Origin of the sequence: Pseudomonas sp. SORT22 (assembly GCF_018417635.1) — a bacterium.
Taxonomy (GTDB): Bacteria; Pseudomonadota; Gammaproteobacteria; order Pseudomonadales; family Pseudomonadaceae; genus Aquipseudomonas.
Genome location: NZ_CP071007.1, coordinates 2069461 through 2090910 on the forward strand (window position 1 = coordinate 2069461; position 21450 = coordinate 2090910).

The 21450-nt window shown below is 64.7% G+C and carries 20 protein-coding genes and 1 pseudogene; 13 read left to right on the top strand and 8 right to left on the bottom strand.

Annotated features, from left to right (window positions below; all coding sequences use genetic code 11):
• Nucleotides 1-62: 62 nt before the first annotated feature.
• From JYG36_RS09765 to JYG36_RS09780, 4 genes are all read right to left on the bottom strand, one after another.
• Nucleotides 63-482: a DUF7079 family protein gene (locus tag JYG36_RS09765; RefSeq protein ID WP_082075396.1), complete on the bottom strand. Its 420-nt coding sequence runs from the start codon at nt 480-482 to the stop codon at nt 63-65.
• Between the two features lie 92 nt (nt 483-574).
• Nucleotides 575-1261, bottom strand: coding sequence for a GntR family transcriptional regulator (locus JYG36_RS09770; RefSeq protein ID WP_045194811.1), 687 nt, complete (start codon nt 1259-1261; stop codon nt 575-577).
• Between the two features lie 16 nt (nt 1262-1277).
• Nucleotides 1278-1982, bottom strand: a complete 705-nt coding sequence (locus tag JYG36_RS09775; RefSeq protein ID WP_045194809.1) for a FadR/GntR family transcriptional regulator — start codon at nt 1980-1982, stop codon at nt 1278-1280.
• A 69-nt stretch (nt 1983-2051) separates the two neighbouring features.
• On the bottom strand, nt 2052-3362 hold the full coding sequence (locus JYG36_RS09780) for a C4-dicarboxylate transporter DctA (RefSeq protein WP_038994418.1): 1311 nt from the start codon (nt 3360-3362) through the stop codon (nt 2052-2054).
• A 531-nt stretch (nt 3363-3893) separates the two neighbouring features.
• Here JYG36_RS09780 and JYG36_RS09785 point away from each other — a divergent pair.
• Nucleotides 3894-4043, top strand: coding sequence for a hypothetical protein (locus JYG36_RS09785; RefSeq protein WP_213603422.1), 150 nt, complete (start codon nt 3894-3896; stop codon nt 4041-4043).
• Between the two features lie 355 nt (nt 4044-4398).
• Here the strand turns inward: JYG36_RS09785 and JYG36_RS09790 are convergent, their stop codons facing one another.
• Nucleotides 4399-4713 carry a helix-turn-helix domain-containing protein gene (locus JYG36_RS09790; RefSeq protein ID WP_213603752.1) on the bottom strand — a complete coding sequence of 105 codons (315 nt, stop codon included), beginning with the start codon at nt 4711-4713 and terminating at the stop codon, nt 4399-4401.
• A 383-nt stretch (nt 4714-5096) separates the two neighbouring features.
• Between JYG36_RS09790 and JYG36_RS26795 the strand changes: the two are divergent.
• The 9 genes and pseudogenes from JYG36_RS26795 to JYG36_RS09830 form a co-directional block, all read left to right on the top strand.
• Nucleotides 5097-5261: pseudogene (locus tag JYG36_RS26795) on the top strand (PAS domain-containing protein); the annotation flags it as partial.
• A 174-nt stretch (nt 5262-5435) separates the two neighbouring features.
• The gene (locus JYG36_RS09795) at nt 5436-6545 is read left to right on the top strand and encodes a methyl-accepting chemotaxis protein (protein ID WP_371128675.1); all 1110 of its coding nucleotides are present in this window, start codon (nt 5436-5438) and stop codon (nt 6543-6545) included.
• A gap of 22 nt (nt 6546-6567) precedes the next feature.
• Complete coding sequence (locus tag JYG36_RS09800; RefSeq protein WP_213603754.1) at nt 6568-8256, top strand: putative bifunctional diguanylate cyclase/phosphodiesterase; 1689 nt, start codon at nt 6568-6570, stop codon at nt 8254-8256.
• A gap of 188 nt (nt 8257-8444) precedes the next feature.
• A complete protein-coding gene (kdpF, locus tag JYG36_RS09805) occupies nt 8445-8534 on the top strand; it encodes a K(+)-transporting ATPase subunit F (protein ID WP_036996387.1) in 90 nt (29 codons plus the stop codon).
• Nucleotides 8535-8542: 8 nt separating this feature from the next.
• Nucleotides 8543-10237, top strand: a complete 1695-nt coding sequence (gene kdpA / locus JYG36_RS09810) for a potassium-transporting ATPase subunit KdpA (RefSeq protein ID WP_213603756.1) — start codon at nt 8543-8545, stop codon at nt 10235-10237.
• Nucleotides 10238-10247: 10 nt separating this feature from the next.
• Complete coding sequence (kdpB, locus tag JYG36_RS09815) at nt 10248-12302, top strand: potassium-transporting ATPase subunit KdpB (protein WP_213603758.1); 2055 nt, start codon at nt 10248-10250, stop codon at nt 12300-12302.
• A 15-nt stretch (nt 12303-12317) separates the two neighbouring features.
• Nucleotides 12318-12878 (top strand): potassium-transporting ATPase subunit KdpC, encoded by a 561-nt coding sequence (kdpC, locus tag JYG36_RS09820; protein ID WP_093380956.1) that lies wholly within the window; start codon nt 12318-12320, stop codon nt 12876-12878.
• 15 nt (nt 12879-12893) lie between these two features.
• Entirely contained in the window at nt 12894-15548 is a 2655-nt protein-coding gene (locus JYG36_RS09825) for a DUF4118 domain-containing protein (protein WP_093380958.1), read from the top strand.
• Nucleotides 15545-16237, top strand: coding sequence for a response regulator (locus tag JYG36_RS09830; protein WP_213603759.1), 693 nt, complete (start codon nt 15545-15547; stop codon nt 16235-16237). Before JYG36_RS09825 ends, JYG36_RS09830 begins: the two co-directional genes overlap by 4 nt.
• A 60-nt stretch (nt 16238-16297) precedes the next feature.
• Here JYG36_RS09830 and JYG36_RS09835 read toward each other — a convergent pair whose 3' ends face one another.
• Nucleotides 16298-17338, bottom strand: coding sequence for a patatin-like phospholipase family protein (locus JYG36_RS09835; protein WP_045194791.1), 1041 nt, complete (start codon nt 17336-17338; stop codon nt 16298-16300).
• Between the two features lie 158 nt (nt 17339-17496).
• On the opposite strand from JYG36_RS09835, the gene JYG36_RS09840 reads away from it, so the two are divergent.
• The 3 genes from JYG36_RS09840 to JYG36_RS09850 all read left to right on the top strand — a co-directional run bounded on the left by JYG36_RS09840 (nt 17497) and on the right by JYG36_RS09850 (nt 19443).
• On the top strand, nt 17497-17775 hold the full coding sequence (locus tag JYG36_RS09840; RefSeq protein WP_028941416.1) for a hypothetical protein: 279 nt from the start codon (nt 17497-17499) through the stop codon (nt 17773-17775).
• A gap of 14 nt (nt 17776-17789) precedes the next feature.
• Nucleotides 17790-18560, top strand: coding sequence for a CHAD domain-containing protein (locus JYG36_RS09845; RefSeq protein WP_249744415.1), 771 nt, complete (start codon nt 17790-17792; stop codon nt 18558-18560).
• Nucleotides 18561-18642: 82 nt separating this feature from the next.
• Nucleotides 18643-19443: an acyl-CoA thioesterase gene (locus JYG36_RS09850; RefSeq protein ID WP_213603760.1), complete on the top strand. Its 801-nt coding sequence runs from the start codon at nt 18643-18645 to the stop codon at nt 19441-19443.
• A gap of 6 nt (nt 19444-19449) precedes the next feature.
• Here JYG36_RS09850 and JYG36_RS09855 read toward each other — a convergent pair whose 3' ends face one another.
• The gene (locus JYG36_RS09855) at nt 19450-19812 is read right to left on the bottom strand and encodes an Mpo1-like protein (RefSeq protein ID WP_045194785.1); all 363 of its coding nucleotides are present in this window, start codon (nt 19810-19812) and stop codon (nt 19450-19452) included.
• Nucleotides 19813-19888: 76 nt separating this feature from the next.
• Nucleotides 19889-21367 carry a methyl-accepting chemotaxis protein gene (locus JYG36_RS09860; RefSeq protein ID WP_045194783.1) on the bottom strand — a complete coding sequence of 493 codons (1479 nt, stop codon included), beginning with the start codon at nt 21365-21367 and terminating at the stop codon, nt 19889-19891.
• Nucleotides 21368-21450 lie beyond the last annotated feature (83 nt).

Below are 21450 nucleotides of genomic sequence, written 5' to 3' on the forward strand. Positions count from 1 at the left end.
AAGCGCAGCCCCCCTGTGGTCAGGCAAGCTCGAATGGTGTGGTTACCTGAGTATAGGTGCCGTCACTCGCGCTGCTGTTCGGCCTCGGCCTCGTCCAGGGCCAGGAGGATGTCGGCCCAGATCTCCTTGCAGAAAAACCACACCCAGGTGGCGTTCAACAGGCGGTCGATATGGCGCCGCCACCAGCTGTCGCGGCGTGCCTGGAGGGTTTCTTCGATCTCCTCCTGCAGCCAGGTTTCGTCGAAACCGGTCCAGACCGGCGGTACCGGCGTCATGATGTTGCCGTAGCAGGCGGGGGCGACTTCGCTGTAGAAGATTTCCTTGAGCAGCTCGCGGTCAAAACCCACCAGGTGGCGGGCGATCCACAGGTATTCGACGTGGGTGTCGACGAAGGCATCGGACATTGCTGCGCGCACTTGCTGGCGCTGCTGCGGTGTCATGTGCGGCGCAGGTGTCATCAGGGTGCCCTCCAAGGCGGTCATCGGTCCATCTGTTAGGAGCGGGCTTGACCCGCGATAGCGTCCTGTCGGCCACATCGTATCGCGGGGCAAGTCCCGCTCCCAGGCGAAAATGCTCAACCCTCCAGGTCGAGCTTGGCCTCGATATGATCCAGATGCTCATGCATCAACGCCAGCGCCGCCTCGCCATCGCCGTTCTCCAGCGCATCGATGATCGCCGCATGCTCCTGCCAGGCGCAATGGCTGCATGGTCGTGCTTCGTACTGGGCAATGATCAGCGAAGTCTGCGGTACCAGGCCGTTGAGAAAACGCGCCAGCGGCAGGTTGTCGGCCATGTCCGCAAGTTTGAGGTGAAACTCGCCGCCCAGGCGGATCGCCGTGCAGCGCTGGCCCTGTTCATGGTGCTGGCGCTCGCGGGCCACCAGTTCGCGCAACTGGCGGATCTTGGCCGGCCGTGCGCGTTTGGCCGCGAGGCTGATCAGGGTGGTTTCGGCCAGGCGCCGGGCGCTGAGGATCTGCCGTGCATGCTGCGGGTCGGGCGCAGCCAGGCGTGCGGTGTGGCTCGGGCGCTGGACGATCACCTGTTGGTCCGACAAGCGCCCGAGCACCCGCCGGATCACCGTGCGGCTAACCCCGAAAGCATCGCCCAGGGCTTGCTCGGTCAGGGCGCTGCCAGGAGCCAGGCGCTGCTCGAGGATGGCATCGAACAGCCGTGGGTAGATCTGCTCGGCCGACAACCTGCGCTCACCCTGGGCAAGCAACGAGGGCAGGGCGGTGTCATGGGCGTGGGCGCTGGCGTTCATGGTCGCACTCCTGGGGTCAGTTGCCCGGATGATCGTCCGGGATGTTCAGTTCGATGCCCATGCGCCGGCCTTCCTGAAGGATATGGTGGCGCATCTGCGCGCTGGCCTGGGCGCTGTTCTTGTTGCGGATGGCGCGCACCACCGCTTCGTTTTCCTCAAGCCGCGCCGCCAGGTGCTCGGGCGAGTTGCGCAGCACTGCGGCGCTTTGCTTGAGGGCGTTGCTGGTCTGCTGCACCACGCTCTGGAAGATCGGGTTGGCGGTCAGGGTGAACAGCTCTTCGTGAAAGGCGATGTAGGCGTTGACCCCGGCTTCGCTGTCTTCGGCCTCGAGGGCTTCGCGCATGTCCATCAGGGTCAGGCGCAACTGACCGATTTCCTTGCTGCTGATCGACTGCGCCACCAGGCCGACGATAAACGGCTCGAGGGTGTAGCGCAGTTGCAGCACATCCTCGAGGCTGGCCTCGGCGACACCGCTCTGGGGCGAGGTGCTTTGCGCCGCATCGGCGTCCAGTACCAGCACGCCCTTGCCCGGCATCGAGCGCACCAGGCCGAGGGTTTCCAGCACGGTCACCGCTTCGCGCAGGCTTGGCCGGCTGATGCCCAGTTGCTCGGCCAGTTCGCGCTGGCCCGGCAGCATGTCGCCGGAGCGCCACTGGCCGCGGGCCAGGGCCTGGCGGAGTTTTTCCACCACTGAGTTGACGACGGTTGATGAAGTAATCATTGGTCACTCCATGAGAACACTTGCATGGTTTGCTCCTGTGGCCGGCAGTTTTGCTGCCGGCCCTGTTGCTCAGAACTCTTGTTGATGGGCGTTGGGGGTTTTGCGCTGGGCAAAGCCGAAGCCCTGTTTGCCCGACAGCACATTGTTGGCCCGTTCCATGTCGATATCGCCTTCCCAGCGGCCGATGGCCACGGTGGCCACGCAGTTGCCGATCAGGTTGGTCAGCGCCCGGCCGATGCCCATGAACCAGTCCACCGCCAGCACCAGCACCAGGCCGACCACCGGGATCGCCGGAATCGCGGTGAGGGTCGCGGCAAGGATCACCAGCGCCGAACCCGGAATGCCGTGGGCGCCCTTGGAGGTAATCAGCGACACCAGCAGGATGGTCAGCAGGTCGGTCATCGCCAGCGGCGTGCCGGTGGCGTTGGCAATGAAGACGATGGCCAGGGTCAGGTAGATCGAGAAGCCGTCGAGGTTGAACGAGTAACCGGTAGGAATCACCAGGCCCACCGTCGAGCTGCCGATGCCCAGGTGCTCGAGCTTGCGCATGATCTGTGGCAGCACGGCGTCGGAAGAAGCGGTGCCGAGGACGATGGTCAGCTCTTCGCGCAGGTACTTGATGAACGGCAGGATCTTCAGCCCCGACAGGCGCATCACGGTGCCCAGGATCAACAGCACGAAACCGGTGCAGGTCAGGTAGAACAAGGCCACCAGGCCGCCCAGGTGCTGCAGCGATTCCAGGCCGTACTTGCTGGTGGTGAAGGCGATGGCGCCGAACACGCCGATCGGCGCCAGGCGCACGATCATGCCCATGATGCGGAAAATGATGTGGCTCAGTTCGTTGATCAGCCGCGAAATGCCCGAGGCCGCTTCACCGACCAGGTTCAGGGCGCTGCCGAACAGCACTGAAAACAGCAGGACCTGGAGGATGTTGTTGTCGGCAAAGGCGCCGACCACCGAGGTCGGGATCAGGTCCATGAGGAACGCTGCAGTGCCATGGATGTGCTGGCCGCGTTCGGCCAGGTTGCTGGCTTCACTGCTGGCCAGTTGGTCCAGATGAATGTTGGCGCCACTGCCGATGCCCGAGGTAAAGGCGAACACCAGGCCGATCACCAGGGCGATGGTGGTCAGGATTTCGAAGTAGATCACCGATTTCAGGCCGATGCGCCCGACCTTTTTCAGGTCGCCAGCACCGGAGATGCCGCTGACCACCACGCAGAACACGATCAGCCCGATCAACATCTTGATCAGCTTGATGAAGCCGTCACCGAGGGGTTTGAGTTGCAGGGAAACTTCAGGAAAGCTCAGGCCGCAGGCTATGCCTAGCACAAGGCCCAACACCACTTGGAGGAAGATCGAACGCGAGCACCATTTGAGCATGGGAGGGATCTCTGGTCGGTGTCCCTGCTTCGATGCCACGGCGGGCGAAAGAGCGGAGGACTTAATTATTGTGGTCTTACCGGTATGTCCAGTGCGTGGGCAGTGTAGGCGCGATTTTTTTGGGTTTGCAAGGGGTTTTCGGCTGAGCGGGCAAGAATTGGCTTTACCGGTCTGACCAGTTGCGGTGCAATAGCCAGGCAAAAAAAGCTCTTCACGGAATTCAGGGTTGGGTTGTTGAGGCTGTGAGTTTATCCATTCAGTGTGGGGCTGCTGCTGGCCCCTTCCGCCTTTACGGCGGCCTACTTTTCTCTTGGGAAGAAGTAGGCAAAACCGCTTGCTCCTACATACGGCCCTACGCTGCGCTCCGGGTCCCCTCGCTACGGCACCTTCCGGGGCATCGCGGCCTACGACTTGCTTTGCAAGTCTACATCTCGCGTCTTCGGCTGCCGCCGAAGGTGCTGCGCACCGCCCCTACAGGCACCTCCGCTCGGCCTCCTGAAGTCGCTTTTCGCGGCGCCTGGAAGTACGTGCATGAACATCAAGATCAAGACCAAACAAGTTGGTGCTCGTTTTATCAGCGGGCTTGTCCCGCCCCTGCGTCAGCATGGCTTCGCCAACATCTGCTTTCGTAGATGCGTCAGTGCAGGCGCCGCCCGTAACTTCGCGACTTCAGGAGGCTGAGCGTAGGTGTCTGGAGGGGGCTGGTGCGTAGCACCCTTCGGCCTGAGCCGAAGTCGCGAGACGTAGACTTGGCGAAGCAAGTCGTAGGCCGCGATGCCCCTGGAAGGCACCGTAGCGAAGGAACCCGGAGCGCAGCGTAGGGCCGTATGCTGGAGCGAGCGGTTTTGGTTCCTTTTGCCAAGACAAAAGGGACCCGCCGTAAGGGCGGAAGGGGCCGGCAGCCGCGCCACATCAAATGGATAAGCCCGCAGCCGTAACCGCAACAACCCAACCCAAAGATCATAGACTCCGGGATTGCGTGAAGAACCAAAAAAAAGCGGCAGGGTCGACCTGCCGCTTTTCGGGGTTGCCGCCACTAAGGCTTGGACAAGGCCAGGTCTACCGCTGCGATCAGCTTTCCCAGGTCCTGGGAGGGCGTTTTGTGAACGACGCCGAAGAGGTAGGCACGCTGCTCGTCTTCGTCGTTCTCTTCGGCGAAGAAGGCTTTGAGTTTGATCCCCAGCACTTCGGAAAAGCTCGACAGGGCTTCCACGCTGGGAGTGTAGGTGCCGGTTTCGAAGCGACTGATGGTCTTGGGGTCAAAACCGGTTTTCTCGCCAAGTTCAGCCTGAGTGAGCCCGGCTACCTTGCGGTAACGTCTGATGGCCGAACCCAAACTTGAAATTGTCATCGCTTAATTCCCATTTAGAATCAAGAACTTAACGATATCTATCGGCAAGAGGCAACGCCACAATTCATCACCTTTGTTTGCATAATGTGATGTAATTCGTAGAATTGATCGTTTGGACAGGTCAAAAGCCATCGAGTTTCAACCGCGCTGACCCAGCTGAGACTATTCAGCAAAGCACCCCGGTAGAAGGCTGATCTCGGTGTCGGACGAATGGTTTGGGCGCTGCGCAGGACAACCTGGCAGACCCCTGCAAATGGAGTTTTATCGTGCGTCTCAACATGCCGGTTACCTCGGTCGAACAGACTTTCGGCGAGGATCAACGGCTTATTTCCGCCACCGACACTGCCAGCAATATTACCTACTGCAACGCCGAATTCGCCGCCATGAGCGGGTTCAGCCAGGCCGAGCTGATCGGTAGCCCGCACAACCTGGTGCGCCATCCGGACATGCCGCCAGCGGTGTTTGCCCTGATGTGGCAGTACCTCAAGGCCGGCCAGAGCTGGATGGGCATCGTCAAGAACCGCTGCAAGAACGGCAACTTCTATTGGGTCAGCGCCTATGTCACGCCGATTCTCGAGGACGGCCGCCTGGTCGGCTATGAGTCGGTGCGGGTCAAGCCCACTCGCGAGCAGGTGCGCCGTGCCGAAGCACTGTATGCACGCTTGCGCGAGGGCAAGCCGGCAGTGGCGAGCGGGCGCCGGCTGGCTCAGCTCGGCCAGGTGATGAGCCTGCCCCTGGCTGCAGGCGCGCTGGCGGTGGCGGCCAACCAGGTGCTGCCGGGCTGGCCGGGCCAGGGGATCACCCTGGGCCTGTTCGCGCTGCTCGGCCTGTGGGCGCATGGCCGTCTGGGTCGTCAGTTGGGGCAGATCGTCGGGTGTTCGACGCACACCTTTGCCGACCAGATCAGCGCCCTGACCTACAGCGACCTACTGGGCCCGGCGGCGCAGTTGCAGATGATTTTGATCAGCGAAGAAGCGCGGCTGAAAACCGCGCTCACCCGCCTGAGCGACCTGGCCACACAAATGGCCGAAGCCGCCAGCGACTCCAGCCGTTTGTCGCGCAACACTGAAACGGCACTGCTGGAGCAGCGCGGCGAAACCGACATGACCGCCACCGCCATGACTGAAATGGCCGCCTCCATCGGCGAGGTGGCCGAGCATGTGCAGCAGACCGCCGTGCAGGCGCAGACCGCCAACCAGTTGGCCGAGCAGGGCAGCCAGGTCGCCGGCACCAGTCGCGAGGCCATCCAGTTGCTGGCCACTACCGTCAGCCAGATCAACCAGGCGGTCACCCACTTGGCCGGGCAGACCCAGGACATCATGCTCGCCGCTGAAGTGATTCGCGCGATTGCCGAACAGACCAACCTGCTGGCGCTCAACGCCGCCATCGAAGCGGCCCGCGCCGGCGAGCAGGGCCGTGGCTTTGCCGTGGTCGCCGATGAGGTTCGCGCCTTGGCGGCCAAGACCCGGCACTCGACCGTGCAGATCCAGGGCATCATCGAGAACCTGCGCAGCGGCGCCGACGAGGCGGTGAGCATCGCCAGCCTCGGTATCAACGAGGCCGAGCAGGGCGTGGCCCAGGTGCTGGAGGCGCAGCGTGCCTTGCAGGGTATTCGCGCCGCGGTCGAACGCATCAGCGACATGAGCCAGCAGATGGCCGCCGCCTCGCAAGAGCAATCCTCGGTGGCCGAAGACGTGTCCGAGCAGATCAACAAGGTTGCCAGCACCGTGCAGGCCACCGCGCTCAACGCCAATGCTGCAGCCAGCCGCGGCGCCGAACTGGAAAGCATTTCTTCGGGCCTGCGGGCCCTGGTCGAGCGTTTCAATCGCTAGCCACCAGGGTGCAGAGGAATTCATGGACGATAATTACCGCGCGGCAGTCGATGCCGCCGCGATCTTTTCTGAAACCGACCTGAGCGGCCGGATCACCTACGTCAACGAGCAGTTCTGCAGCATCTCCGGCTACAGCCGCGAGGAACTGCTGGGCGCCAACCACCGGATCCTCAACTCCGGCCTGCACGGGCCGGAGTTCTTCATCGGCATGTGGCGCGCGCTGGTTGCCGGGCGGGTGTGGAAGGGCGAGATCTGCAACCGCGCCAAGGACGGTTCGCTGTACTGGGTCGACAGCACCATGGTGCCGCTGATCGACCCGGCCACGGGCAAGGTGCGCAAGTACGTTTCGATCCGCTTTGACGTCACCGAAAAACGCCAGCTGCTGCATACCCTGCAATGGCGGGTCGGCCACGACGTGCTCACCGGCCTGCCCAATCGGGCCTACCTGTCTGACCTGCTCAACCAGGCCCTGGAGTTCTCGCGCAGCGAGGACATTCCGCTGGCGGTGTGCATGCTCGACCTGGACGGCTTCAAGGCGGTCAACGATGGCTACGGGCATGCCAGCGGCGATCTGCTGCTGGTCGAAGTGGCCACCCGGCTCAAGGGCATCCTGCGTGGCGGCGATGCCGTGGCGCGCTTGTCGGGCGACGAGTTCGTGCTGATTCTGCGCCACGTGCAAGACCCCACCCACTTGCAGGCGGCGCTCGACCGGGTGCTGACCGCGATCGCCGCGCCATACCGGATTCGCGAGCAGGAGATTCGCGTCAGCGCCAGCATCGGCGTGACCCTGTTCCCCCAGGACAACGAAGACACCGACACCCTGGTGCGCCACGCCGACCAGGCCCTGTACGTGGCCAAGCAGAGCGGGCGCAACCGCTTTCACCTGTTCGACGTGTCGCTGGACCAGGAGGTCAAGGCCACCCACCAGACCGTGGCGCGCCTGCGCCAGGCCTTGCACCAGGGTGAGCTGTGCCTGCATTACCAACCCAAGGTCAACATGCACAGTGGCGTGGTGATCGGCTTCGAGGCGCTGCTGCGCTGGCAGCACCCGGGCAAGGGCCTGGTGCTGCCCGGCGATTTTCTGCCGCAAGTCGAACAGACCGACTTGATCGTCGAGATTGGCGAGTGGGTGATCGACCAGGCCATGAGCCAGATGCAAAGCTGGCAGGCGCTGGACCATCAGTGGCCGGTCAGCGTCAACATCGCTGCCCGCCATGTGCAGCGTGACGACTTTGTCGAGCGCCTGCAGTTGCTGCTCGGGCGTCATCCGGACGTGGCGCCGGCGATGCTCGACCTGGAGATCGTCGAGTCGGTGGCGATCGAAAACATCCAGCGCGTCAGCCAGTGCCTGGAGGCCTGCCAGCGTTTGGGCGTGCAGTTCTCCCTGGATGATTTCGGCACCGGCTATTCGTCGCTCAGCTACCTCAAGCGCCTGCCGACGCGGACCATCAAGATCGACAAATCGTTCGTGCGCGACATCCTCCACGACCACGACGACCTGGCCCTGACCCGCGCCGTCATCGGCCTGGCCCGGGCCTTTGGCCGCCAGGTAATCGCCGAAGGCCTGGAGACGGTAGAGCATGGCCAACTGCTGATGGGCCTGGGTTGCGACATCGCCCAGGGCTACTGCATCGCAAGGCCGATGCCGGCCGAGCAGGTGATCGGCTGGGTTGCCGGTTACCAGCAGCCAGCGCAGTGGAAAGTCCTGTAGGGGCGGGCCTTCTGTGGGAGCGGGCCTTGCCCCGCGATCGAGCGCGCAGCGCTCGCAATCCAGGCCCCGCCGCATCGCGTTATTTACGCATTCTTTATGCCCGGCCCTGGCTCTCGATCTCGCCCCTTTACAGCCTCTCTACCGACAATGACCGTCAGCGGCACGTGCCGTAAGGACGGAGAGTTTTCATGAGCATTCTGGACGGGGTGTCACTGCTGCTGGCAGTGGCCTTGATGATCTACCTGCTGGTCGCGCTGCTGCGCGCCGATCGGGGTTAGGAGCGACCATGCACAGTTACGATTACGCGTTGCTGCTGGCGTTCTTTGCGCTGGTACTGCTCCCGGCACCCTTGCTCGGGCGTTTCTATTTCAAGGTGATGGAGGGGCAGCGCACCTGGCTGTCGCCGCTGCTGGGGCCGGTCGAGCGTGGCTGCTACCGGCTCGCCGGGGTCGATGCCAGCAAAGAGCAGAGCTGGCAGCAGTACACCCTGGCCTTGCTGGCCTTCAACCTCGCAGGCTTTGTGGTGGTGTTCGCCGTACTGCTGTTGCAGGGCTACCTGCCGCTCAACCCGCAGCACCTGGCGGGGCAGGAGTGGTCGCTGGCGTTCAATACCGCCGTGAGCTTCGTCACCAACACCAACTGGCAGTCCTATAGCGGCGAAGCCTCGGTCAGTTACCTGAGCCAGATGCTCGGCCTGACCGTGCAGAACTTCGTCAGCGCCGCCACCGGCCTCGCCGTGCTGGTTGCCTTGTGCCGTGGTATCGCCCGCCGTTCGGCACAGACCCTGGGCAACTTCTGGGTCGACATGACCCGCGCCACGCTCTACGGCCTGCTGCCGCTGTGCCTGGTGCTGGCTTTGCTGCTGGTGTGGCAGGGCGTGCCGCAGACCTTCGCCGATTATGTTCATGCCCTGACCCTGCAAGGCGCCGACCAGACCATCCCGCTGGGCCCGGCTGCCAGCCAGATCGCGATCAAGCAACTGGGCACCAACGGCGGTGGCTTTTTCGGCGTCAACTCGGCGCACCCGTTCGAGAACCCGACGGCCTGGAGCAACCTGTTCGAGGTGGCCTCGATCATTCTCATTCCGGTGGCCCTGGTGTTTACCTTCGGCCATTACGTCAAGGACATGCGCCAGAGCCGGGCGATCATCGCCGGCATGCTCGCGCTGTTCCTGATCGGCGGCGGCACCGCGCTGTGGAGCGAGTACCAGGCCAACCCGAACCTGAGCAGCCCGCTGGTTGAACAGACCGCGCCGCTCGAAGGCAAGGAAAGCCGTTTCGGCACCACCGCCAGCGTGCTCTGGACGGTGACCACCACCGCCGCTTCCAACGGCTCGGTGAACAACATGCACGACAGCCTCAACCCGCTCAGCGGCATGGTCGCGCTGGTCAACATGATGGTCGGCGAGGTGATCTTCGGCGGCGTCGGCGCCGGGCTCTACGGCATGCTGCTCAACGTGCTGATCGCGGTGTTCCTCGCCGGCCTGATGATCGGCCGCACCCCGGAATACCTGGGCAAGAAACTGCAGGCGCGGGAAGTGCAGTTGCTGGTGGCGACCTTGCTGGTGATGCCGGTCGGCGTGCTCGTGCTCGGCGCCCTGGCGGCCAGTTTGCCCGGCCCTGCGGCGGCGATCAGCAACCCCGGTGCCCACGGCTTCAGCCAGTTGCTGTACGCCTACACCTCGGCCAGCGCCAACAACGGTTCGGCCTTTGCCGGCCTGGGTGCCAACACCACCTTCCACAACCTGATGATCGGCCTGGGCATGCTGATTGGCCGCTTCGGCTACATCCTGCCGGTGCTGGCCCTGGCTGGCAGCCTGGCACTGAAAAAATCCGCACCGGTGGGGCAGAACAGCTTCCCGACCCACGGCCCGCTGTTCGTCACCTTGCTGGTGGTGACCATCCTGTTGGTCGGTGGCCTGACCTTCCTGCCGGCCCTGGCCCTGGGGCCGGTGACCGAATACCTGAGCCTGGGCTTGTGAGGAACAACTGATGAACATGCCGATTCCTGAAGTAAAGGCGCAGGCCCCCGAGGCTGCGCGCACTACCTTTGCCGCCCTGTGGCGCCCGGCGCTGGTGCAGGCCTTCGTCAAGCTCGACCCGCGCCAGCTCAAGCGCTCGCCGGTGATGCTGGTGGTGGAACTGACCGCAATCTTCACCACCTTGCTGTGCTTCGTGCCCGACAGCCGCGTGCCGACCGCCGTGGCGGTGCAGATCGCCCTGTGGCTGTGGTTCACGGTGCTGTTTGCCAACTTCGCCGAAGCTCTCGCCGAGGGCCGTGGCAAGGCCCGCGCCGATAGTCTCAAGGCCGGCAGCCAAGGGCTCAGTGCCCGCCGCCGGACGGCCTCGGGCAGCTTCGAGATTGTCCCGGCCACCAGCCTGCGCAAGGGTGATGTGGTCAAGGTCTCGGCCGGGGAGATGATCCCTGGCGACGGCGAGGTGCTCGAAGGTATCGCCGCGGTCAACGAAGCGGCGATTACCGGTGAGTCTGCGCCGGTGATCCGCGAGTCCGGCGGTGATCGTTCGGCGGTGACCGGCAACACCCGGTTGGTCTCCGACTGGCTGCTGATCAGCATCACCAGCAACCCCGGCGAGTCGACCCTGGACCGCATGATCGCCCTGGTCGAAGGCGCCAAGCGGCAGAAGACCCCCAACGAAATCGCCCTGGATATTCTGCTGATCGGCCTGACCCTGATCTTCCTGGTGGTGGTAGTGACCCTGCAACCGTTTGCCCATTTCGCCGGGGGCAGCATCCCTCTGGTGTTCCTCGTGGCGCTGCTGGTCACGCTGATCCCGACCACCATCGGCGGCCTGCTGTCGGCCATCGGCATCGCCGGCATGGACCGCCTTGTGCGCCTGAACGTCATCGCCCGTTCCGGCCGTGCGGTAGAAGCGGCAGGCGACGTGCATGTGCTGATGCTCGACAAGACCGGCACCATCACCTTCGGCAACCGCCGCTGCAGCGCCCTGCATGCTGCGCCCGGCGTCACCGCCCGCGAGCTTGGCGAGGGCGCCTTGCTGGCGTCGCTGGCCGACGACACCGCCGAAGGTAAATCGATTGTCGAATACCTGCGCCAGTTGCACGACTTCAACGAACCCAACGCCGAACAGTTCACGCCTGTAGCCTTCAGCGCCGAAACCCGGCTGTCCGGCATCGACTACCAGCAGCGTCGCTACCGCAAGGGCGCGGTGGACTCGGTGCTGGCCTTCGTCGCCATGCAGCGCCTGGAAATGCCCGCGCCCTTGGCCCGCGAAGTGGACAAGATCGCCCAGAGCGGCGGCACGCCCTTGCTGGTCTGCGCCGACAAGCGCCTGCTGGGGGTGATTCACCTCAAGGACGTGGTCAAGCCGGGCATCCGCGAGCGCTTTGCCGAACTGCGCAAGCTGGGTATTCGCACGGTGATGGTCACCGGTGACAACCCGCTGACCGCCGCCGCGATTGCCGCCGAAGCCGGGGTCGATGACGTGCTCGCCGAAGCCACCCCGGAGAAGAAACTGGCGCGCATTCGCCAGGAGCAAAACGACGGCCGCCTGGTGGCGATGTGCGGCGACGGCGCCAACGACGCCCCGGCGCTGGCCCAGGCCGATGTCGGCATGGCCATGAACGACGGTACCCAGGCCGCGCGCGAGGCGGCCAACATGGTCGACCTCGACAGCGACCCGACCAAGCTGCTGGATGTGGTCCAGGTCGGCAAGGAGCTGCTGGTGACCCGCGGCGCGCTGACCACCTTCTCGATTGCCAACGACGTGGCCAAGTACTTCGCCATCCTCCCGGCGCTGTTCGCGGCGATCTACCCGCAACTGGGCGTGCTCAACCTGATGCACCTGAGCAGCCCGCAAAGCGCGATCCTCTCGGCGATCGTCTTCAACGCCCTGATCATCGTCGTGCTGATCCCCCTGGCCCTGCGCGGGGTGCGGGTACAGGCGGCCAGCGCCGCCCACCTGCTGCGTCGCAACCTGCTGATCTATGGCCTGGGCGGGCTGATCGTGCCGTTCGCCGGGATCAAGCTGATCGACCTGTTGCTCACCGCCCTGAAGCTGGTCTGAACCAAGGAGATGACCATGACTAACCCTATTCGTCCGGCCCTGAGCCTGATCCTGTTGATGACCCTGATTACCGGCGCGGTGTACCCGCTGGTGGTCACCGGGGTGGCGCAGCTGGCCTTTCCCGAGCAGGCCAATGGCAGCCTGCTGCGCGACGGCCAGGGCCAGGTGCGTGGCTCGCAGTTGATCGCGCAACGCTTCGAGGGTGACGCCTGGTTCCAGTCGCGGCCGTCGGCCGGTGACTACGCCACGGTATCGAGCAGCGCCAGCAACCTGGCGCCGAGCAACCCGGCGCTGGCCGAGCGGGTCAAGAGCAGCGCCGCGCAGTTGTATATCGAAGCGCAGGGGCCGGTGCCGCTGGCCTTGCTGACCACCTCCGGCAGTGGCCTCGACCCGCACCTGTCGCCGGCGGCGGTGGCTTACCAGCTGCCGCGGGTGGCGGCGGCGCGCAAGGTTGCCCCCGAGGCCTTGCAAGTACTGGTCGAGCAGTCCACCCTGCACCCCTTGATCGGCCCGCCGGTGGTCAACGTACTGGCCCTGAACAGCGCCCTTGAGCAGCTGTCGCCGGCGTCGAAATAAGGACAGGCAGTGAGCATGAGCAATTCCGAACGCGCTGATGCGTTGTTGGCCGGGCTGCCGCGCGAAGGGCGCGGCCGGCTCAAGGTATTTCTGGGGGCGGCACCGGGGGTAGGCAAGACCTACGCCATGCTCCAGGCCGCCCATGCCCAGCTGCGCCAGGGCGTGGCGTTGCTGGCGGCGGTGGTCGAAACCCATGGCCGCGCCGAGACCGAGGCGCTGCTCGGCGGCTTGCCCCAGCAGCCGCTGCTACGCAGCGAATACCGCGGCATGCTGCTGGAAGAAATGGACCTCGACGGCCTGCTCAAGGCCCGTCCGCAACTGGTGCTGGTCGACGAGCTGGCCCACAGCAACGCCCCCGGCAGCCGCCATGCCAAGCGCTGGCAGGATGTCCAGGAACTGCTGGCCGCCGGCATCGACGTCTACACCACGGTCAACGTCCAGCACCTGGAAAGCCTCAACGACCAGGTGCGTGGCATTACCGGTGTGCAGGTGCGCGAAACCCTGCCCGACTGGGTGCTGCAGGAAGCCTTCGAGCTGGTGCTGATCGACCTGCCGCCGCGCGAACTGCTCGAGCGCCTGCGCGAGGGCAAGGTCTACGTGCCGGAGCAGGCACGGGCGGCGATCGATGCATTCTTCACCCAGACCAACCTTACCGCCTTGCGCGAGCTGGCCATGCAAACCGCTGCGGCCCAGGTCGATGCCGACCTGGCCCACGGTTACCGCCAGCTTGGCCAGGATGCGCCGGCCTTGCGCGGGCGTTTGCTGGTTGGCGTCGATGGCGATGCCCAGGCCGAACGCCTGGTGCGTCACGCCAGCCGGGTGGCGCAGCGGCGTCATCTGCCGTGGACCCTGGTGCACGTCGACAACGGCCGGCTACGTGACGAAACCGCGCGCCAGCGCTTGCAGGCGGCCCAGCAACTGGCCGAACGGCTGGGCGGCGAAGTGGTGCTGCTGCGCGCCGGCGAGGTGGCCAAGACCCTGATCCAGCATGCCCTGGAACGCCGCGCCAGCCTGGTGCTGGTCGGCCAGTCGCGCGATCGCCTGCGCCGGCGGTTGTTCGGCGCTGGCGTGGCGACGCGCTTGCTGCGCGATGCCCACGGCCTGGAAATCAACGTGCTCGACCGCGACACTCAGCCCGAGCCGCCCAGTGCAGCGGCGAAAAAGGTCTGGGTCTGGCGTCATTACCTGTTGGCCTTCGCCGCCACGGTCCTGGCCACCGGCCTGGCCTGGGCGGTGGCCAGCGTGCTGGCGCTGCCGAACATTTCGCTGGTGTTCCTCGCGGCGGTGTTGCTGGTGGCGGTGCGCAGCAGCCTGGGCCCGGCATTGGCCTGTGCAGTGATGTCGTTCCTGGCCTACGATTTTTTGTTCATCCCGCCGAATTTCTCCTTCAGCATCCAGCGTGAAGAAGACGTACTGACCTCGCTGTTCTTCCTGTTGATGGCGGCGCTTACCGGCAACCTGGCGGCGCGCCAGCGCCGGCAATTGCAGGCTTTGCGCGAAACCCAGGAGCAGACCAGCCAGTTGCTCGACCTGTCGCGCAAGCTCACCGCTGCCACCGATCGCCAGGCGGTATTCACCGCCGCCGGCCAGCACCTGGATGGCTGGCAGGACCTGCAGGTGTGCCTGCTCGAGCGCGACGCCGAAGGCCGTCTGCAGGTGGCCAGCGGCGGCAACCTGCAGTTCAGCGACAACGAGCGTGCCGCCGCCGACTGGGCCTGGCAGCACGACCAGGCCGCGGGTCTGGGCAGCGATACCCTGCCTAACGGTCGTTGGTGGTGGTGGCCGCTGTCGGTGGACGATGCGCGTCTGGCGCTGCTCGGCGTGCGCCCGCACAAGGGCGAGCAACTCACCGCTCAGCATCGGCGCCTGCTCAAGGCCCTGAGCCAGCCGCTGGCCCAGGCCCTGGCGCGGGCGCGCTTGGCCGAGCAGCTGGAATCGGCGCGTTTGCACGGCGAAACCGAGCAACTGCGCAGCGCCTTGCTGGCCTCGGTGTCCCACGACCTGCGCACGCCGCTGACCGCCATGCGCGGCAGCATCGACAGCCTGCTGGCCCTCGGCGAGGCGATCCCCAAGGCCGACCGCCAGGAACTGCTTGAAGGCACCCGCAATGAAGCCGAGCGCCTGGATCGCTATATCCAGAACTTGCTCGACATGACCCGCCTGGGCCATGGCGGCCTCAAGCTTGCGCGCGACTGGGTGGCGCCCGGCGACATCGTCGGCAGCGCCCTGAACCGCCTGCGGGTGGTGCTGGCGCCGTTGCAGCTGCGCACCGAAGTGCCGGCCGACCTGCCGCTGTTGTTCGTGCACGCGGCGTTGATCGAGCAGGCGCTGATCAATGTGCTGGAGAATGCCGCGCGCTTTTCGCCGGCGGCTGGCCGCCTGGACCTGCAGGTCAGCGTCGACGGCGAGTTGCTGTGCTGTGCCGTCAGTGATGAAGGCCCGGGCATTCCCGAAGCCGACCGCGAGCGGATTTTCGACATGTTCTATACCGCCGCGCGTGGTGATCGAGGCGGGCAGGGCACGGGGCTGGGCCTGGCGATCTGCCAGGGCATGATCGGCGCCCACGGTGGGCACATCCGCGTCGCTGACGGTATCGATGGCAAGGGCACCTGCATCACTCTATGCTTGCCGCTGCCGACCCAACCCGAGCCTGAAAGCGAAGCCCCATGAGCCAGAGCGCGACCCTGCTGGTCATCGATGACGAACCGCAAATCCGCAAGTTCCTGCGTATCAGCCTGAGCTCCCAGGGCTACAAGGTAGTGGAAGCCGGCAGCGGCGCCGAGGGCCTGACCCAGGCGGCACTGGCGCGCCCGGACCTGGTGGTGCTTGACCTGGGCCTGCCGGACATGGACGGCCAGCAGGTGCTGCGTGAATTGCGCGAGTGGAGCGCGGTGCCGGTGCTGGTGCTGTCGGTGCGTGCCAGTGAAGTCCAGAAGGTCGAAGCCCTGGACAACGGCGCCAACGACTACGTCACCAAGCCCTTTGGCATTCAGGAATTCCTCGCTCGCGTACGCGCCTTGCTGCGCCAGGCGCCGCAGGCATCAGCCAGCGCCTCGGCGCTGAGCTTCGGGCCGTTGACCGTCGACCTGGCGTTTCGCAAGGTGACCCTGGACGGCGTCGAGGTGGCGCTGACGCGCAAGGAATATGCACTGCTGGCGCAGCTCGCCAGCCATCCCGGGCGGGTGATTACCCAGCAGCAACTGCTCAAGGACATCTGGGGGCCGACTCATGTCGACGACAGCCATTACCTGCGCATCGTCGTCGCCCATGTGCGCCAGAAGCTTGGCGATGACCCGACGGCGCCGCGGTTCATCGTGACTGAGCCCGGGGTGGGGTACAGGCTGATCGGACCGGAGTAGGGCCAAGCCCGCTCCCACAGCAAGTGTAGGAGCGGGCTTGCCCCGCGATGCTGTTAGTCATCAACGCCGCTCCGCTTCATAGTTATCCAGCGTGTCCCGGGCAATCTCCCGCCCCAGGGCGATCAGTTCCGGCGCCTTGTAGAACTCGAAAAACCGGCACACGCGCTTGGGCACGTTGATCAGTACATCCGGCGGGTAGCCGGCAATCTTGTACTGCGCAAGCGACGTTTGCATCACCTCGAAACTCTGGTTGATCAAGTCCAGCAATGACGCCGGCCCGACGTTGTCGATGATGAACGAACCGGTCGCCGATTTCGGCGCGCCTTCAATTTCTGGCGCTGCCGCCGGTTGCTGGGCTTCGGGGTCGGCAGCATCGCTGAGCCAGGGGTTGGGGATTTGCGCCGCCTCCGGTTGCAGGCCCTGCTCGATACGCATCAGTTGTTCGGCCGGTTTGCGCCGGAACGGCAAGTGCGAACCCAGCGAGTTGATCAGGTTGTCAAAGCGCAGCTTGAACGCCGCCGGGCGTTCGATCACTGGCAACTGGTACTGCTTCTGGTTGGTCGAGTTGAGGTTCACGGCGATGATCAGGTCGCAGTGGCTGGACACCACCGGGATGATCGGCAAGGGGTTGAGGATGCCGCCGTCGACCAGCATGCGGTTGCCTTGCACCACGGGCGTGAACAGGCTGGGGATCGCCGCCGAGGCACGCATGGCCTGGTGCAGGCAGCCTTCCTGAAACCAGATTTCCTGCTGGTTGGTAAGGTCGGTGGCCACCGCCGTGTAGGGGATGCGCAGGTCTTCGATGTTGATCTCGCCGACGATCTTGCGGATCTGGCCGAAGACTTTCTCACCACGGATCGCCCCCAGGCGAAAGCTCACGTCCACCAGGCGCAGGACGTCGAGGTAGTCCAGGCTTTCAATCCAGTTGCGGTATTCATCGAGCTTGCCGGCGGCATAAATTCCGCCAATCACCGCGCCCATGGAGCAGCCGGCGATACAGGCGATGTCATAGCCACGGCGTTCGATTTCCTCGATCACGCCGATGTGTGCATAGCCCCGGGCCCCGCCCGAACCCAGAACCAGTGCGACGCGTTTTTTCATGATGCTTCCCCGGTGTTCTGCTTCCATGGTCTAACAATGCGCCCAATTGTGTCTGTGCTTCAATCGTCACTGGCACTGGGCTACGCTGAACAGGGCACTTTTCTCGCTGTTTACCGTCGAAGTCGCCACCCTGAACTTTTTCTTTTGAGGTATTGCCGATGAAAGCCTGGATTTGCCTGCCCCTGATTGCCCTGGTTCTGACCGGTTGCGCTGGCAAGACAGCCTACCGCGACAGCTGCGCCAATCAGCTGGACTCGGCCTGGAAGGAGCTCGACCTGGCCAAGGCCGAAGGTTTCGCCGGTACTGTCAGTTATTCAAAAGCCCTGTCGTTGTTGACCGGGGCCAAGACCCAGCAGCAGTTCGAAGCGTTCGAGGGCTGCAGCAAGAAGGCCGAGAAGGCTCGCTTCTACATTCGTGAATCTCGCGCCGGGCGCTGATACAGGAGTAGACCATGTCGTCGGCCATGCTCGACCACGTCATTGCCCAGGTGCTGAGCCTGCAGGTGCGCCTTTTGGCCTGCCAGGCGCGCCTGGTTGCCGATACCGACAGCGAGGCGCTGCACGACCTGCGCATCGGCGTGCGGCGCTTGCGCAGTGTGTTGCGACCGTTACGGGCACTGCCCGGTGTCGATCAGCTGGAAGCTGCGGCCAAGGCCCTGGGCAGCTTGACGACGCCGTTGCGTGACCGTGAGGTACTGGCCGCGCAGCTGCTTGAGCGCCAGCAAGTGGCCGCGGCGCAGGCACGCCTGGCCCAGCGCCGGCAAACCTTCGCCAGCGTTGCCGCCAGTGCCGAACTGGCGCGCCTGCTGGCGATCATCGACGCCTTCCCGGTGTTCCTGCGCGCCGCCCAGCGCCAGGGCTTGATCCGCCGGCTGCAACAGCGCATCGACAAACGCCTGGTAAAACAGTGGAAGCAACTGCGTCAGGCCCTCGACGACCCGGCCCACGACCGCCATCGTCTGCGCCTGCTGATCAAACGGGTGCGCTACGCGGCTGAAGCCTACCCGCAACTGCAGCACTCCAACTCGCGCCTGCAAAAGGCTCTCAAGCGTGCCCAGAGTGACCTGGGCAGTTGGCACGACCTGTTGCAGTGGCTGCTGCAGGCCGAGCAGCAACGCGATCTGGCGCCGTGCGTCAGCCATTGGCAAGCGCAGTTGGCCAAAGCCGAACAAGGCGCCGACGCCACCCTCGAACGCCTGCAGGCGCAGCTTGCGCAGCGATAGCCCGCTGAAATGGCCGAAATGCGTGCTGTAGACCGCTTGCTGGCTGGTTAAGATCAGTTTTTTCCTGATCGCTGAGGTCGGCATGAACTTCTCACAATTGCTCACGGCGGTCCGCCAGCATCCCCAGTCGGTAGTTATTGATTCCAGCTGGGCCCAGGGCCGCGCCTGTTTCGGCGGGCTGATGGCGGCCTTGCTGTATGAGGCCATGCTGGCCAAGACCTCGCCGGGGCGCCCGGTGCGTTCCCTGGCCATCACCTTTGTCGGCCCGGCCGAGCCGCAAATGCCGATCAGTTTTGAAGTGGAACTGCTGCGCGAAGGCAAGGCGGTCAGTTCGCTGCTGGGCCGCGCCGTGCAGAACGGCCAGGTGGTTACCCTGATGCAGGGCAGCTTTGGCAGCGGCCGCGATTCGCTTATCGATGTTCCGGCCTTGCCGGCGGTAGACATGAAGCCGCTCGAGCAGTCGAGCACGGAGCTGCCGTACATCAAGGGCGTGACCCCCGAGTTCATGCGCCATGTGTCACTGCGCTGGGCCATCGGCGGCATTCCGTTCAGCAACAACAAGTCCCGCGACATGGGCGGCTGGGTGCGTTTTCGCGACAGCGAACGGGAAGAGCCGATCAGCGAGGCGCACTTGCTGGCGCTGGTCGATGCCTGGCCGCCGACCTTGCTGTCACACCTGAACAAGCCGGCGGCTGGCAGCACCCTGACCTGGACCATCGAGTTCATCCGGCCGGTGGCGAGCCTGACCACCCTGGACTGGTGCCGCTATCACGTCGAAACCGAACATGCCCGCGATGGTTACGGGCATGCGGCGGCTGCGCTGTGGAGCGACAAGGGCGAGTTGCTGGCGCTCAGCCGCCAGACCGTAACAGTGTTCGGCTGACGCCACTCAATGCCGGTGGCGGTCGCGCCAGGCGCGCCACCAGGCACCGCTGAGCACAAAGCGCGGGAAGGTGATGAACTGCTCCACCAGCAGGCGGCCGATGGCGTCCTGGCGGTTGGCGAACGGCTCGGGTTGCTGGGCCTCCAGGCGATGCCCCTGGCGTTGCAGGCCGAGCCCGGCGATCAGGGCGATGATGCCCACCGCCAGTTGCCCCAGGTCCAGCGAGAACAAACCGGACAGCACCAGCAGCACGCCGAGGATGAACAGCGGCACGGCAATCAGGTGCAGCACCAGGTTGGTCGGGTTGCGGTGGTTGTGGTGGTAGCCACGCCATTGCCAGGCGGGCAGGTTGGGCAGGCGTTTGCTCATGGAAATGTTCCTCAGGGTCTTGCCTGAAGAATAGTGCGGCCCCGGTGAAGGGGCCAATCGATGGCGGCTATGACGCCTATAGCTTGAGCTGGCCGATGGCCTTGTTCAGCTCACCGGCCAGGGTCGCCAGCTCGCTGCTGGTGGTGGCCGAGTCGACAGTCTGCTGTACGGTCTCTTCGGTCACATCGCGGATGCTTACCACTGCCCGGTTCATTTCTTCGGCCACCTGGCTTTGCTGCTCGGCGGCCACGGCAATTTGCGTGTTGCTTTCGCGCATCTGTGCCACCGCGCTGGTGATTTCCGCCAGGGCGGCGCCGGCTTCCTGGGCCTGCTGTACGCAGTCGTCGGCCTTGAACGAGCTTTCCTGCATGAAGTCCACGGCGTCGCGGGTACCGGCCTGCAGCGCCGAGACCATGGTGGTGATTTCGTCGGTGGAGGCCTGTACGCGCTTGGCCAGGTTGCGCACCTCGTCGGCGACCACGGCAAAGCCGCGGCCCAGGTCACCGGCACGGGCGGCCTCGATGGCAGCGTTGAGGGCCAAAAGGTTGGTCTGTTCGGCAATGCTGTGGATCACCCCGACCACGCCGTTGATCTTCTGGCTGTCGTCGGCCAGTTGGCGAATCATCTCGGCGGTCTGCTGCACGCCGCTGGACAGCCCGGCAATCGAGGTCTGCACCCGGCTGACCACCTCCTGGCCACTGCCGGCCAGGGAGTCGGCGCTCTGCGACAGGTCGCGGGTGGCGCCGGCGTGCTGGGCAATGTGGTAGACCGTGGCGGTCATTTCGTTGATGGCGGTGGCGGCCTGGTCGGTTTCGCTCTGTTGGCCGAGCATGCCGTGGCGCACATCGTTCATGCTCGCGGCCAGGCGCGCGGCGCCGGAATCCAGCTGCGCGGCAGTGCGCGCGACGGTGTTGACCACCCGGTGGTAGGTGGTCTGCATGGCATTGAAGGCGCTGGCCATCTGCCCGACCTCATCGCCACAGGCCAGCGGCACGCGGGCCGACAGGTCGCCGGTTTTTTCCACGTGCAGCATCACATCCTTGAGGGTGTTGAGCTGGCTGAGCAGAAAGCGGATCAACAATTGCGAGGCACAGAGCATCGCCAGCATCAGGATCAATACGCACACGGCGTAGTTGGTGAAGCGGTCGGTGAACACCTGGATCAGGCTGGGGGAGGGGGCGAGTACGGCAATCTGCTGGTCACCGCGGCTGATCACCTGGGCGCCGGTCAAAGGGTTCTCGCCCAGCAACGGCAAGCCTTCGAGTTCGACCCAGCCTTGGGCAGTGGCCAGTGCATCGAGGCTTTGCCCTTCAAATTGCGGTACCTGGCCGGGGCTGTAGGTCAGCCACAGGGCGTTGCTCGGCAAAGTTTGCCCGGCAGGCCAGGCGGCCAGCAACTGCGCCTCGGCTTCAGCTTTGCTTTGGGCGGTCTGGGCCCGCGCCTGTTGTTCCAGGTGCACGGCATAGAGCACCAGGAACAACGTAGTGACAAAGGCGACCGCGTTCACGGCCCAGAACTTGTATTTCAGGGAGATATTGCTAAGCCAGGCACCCATGGTAGGTCTTCTCTGATTGAGCGGAAACATTGTTGGCAAGGTGCCATCATTGTGCCGACTCGATCATCAAGACGTTTTGATAT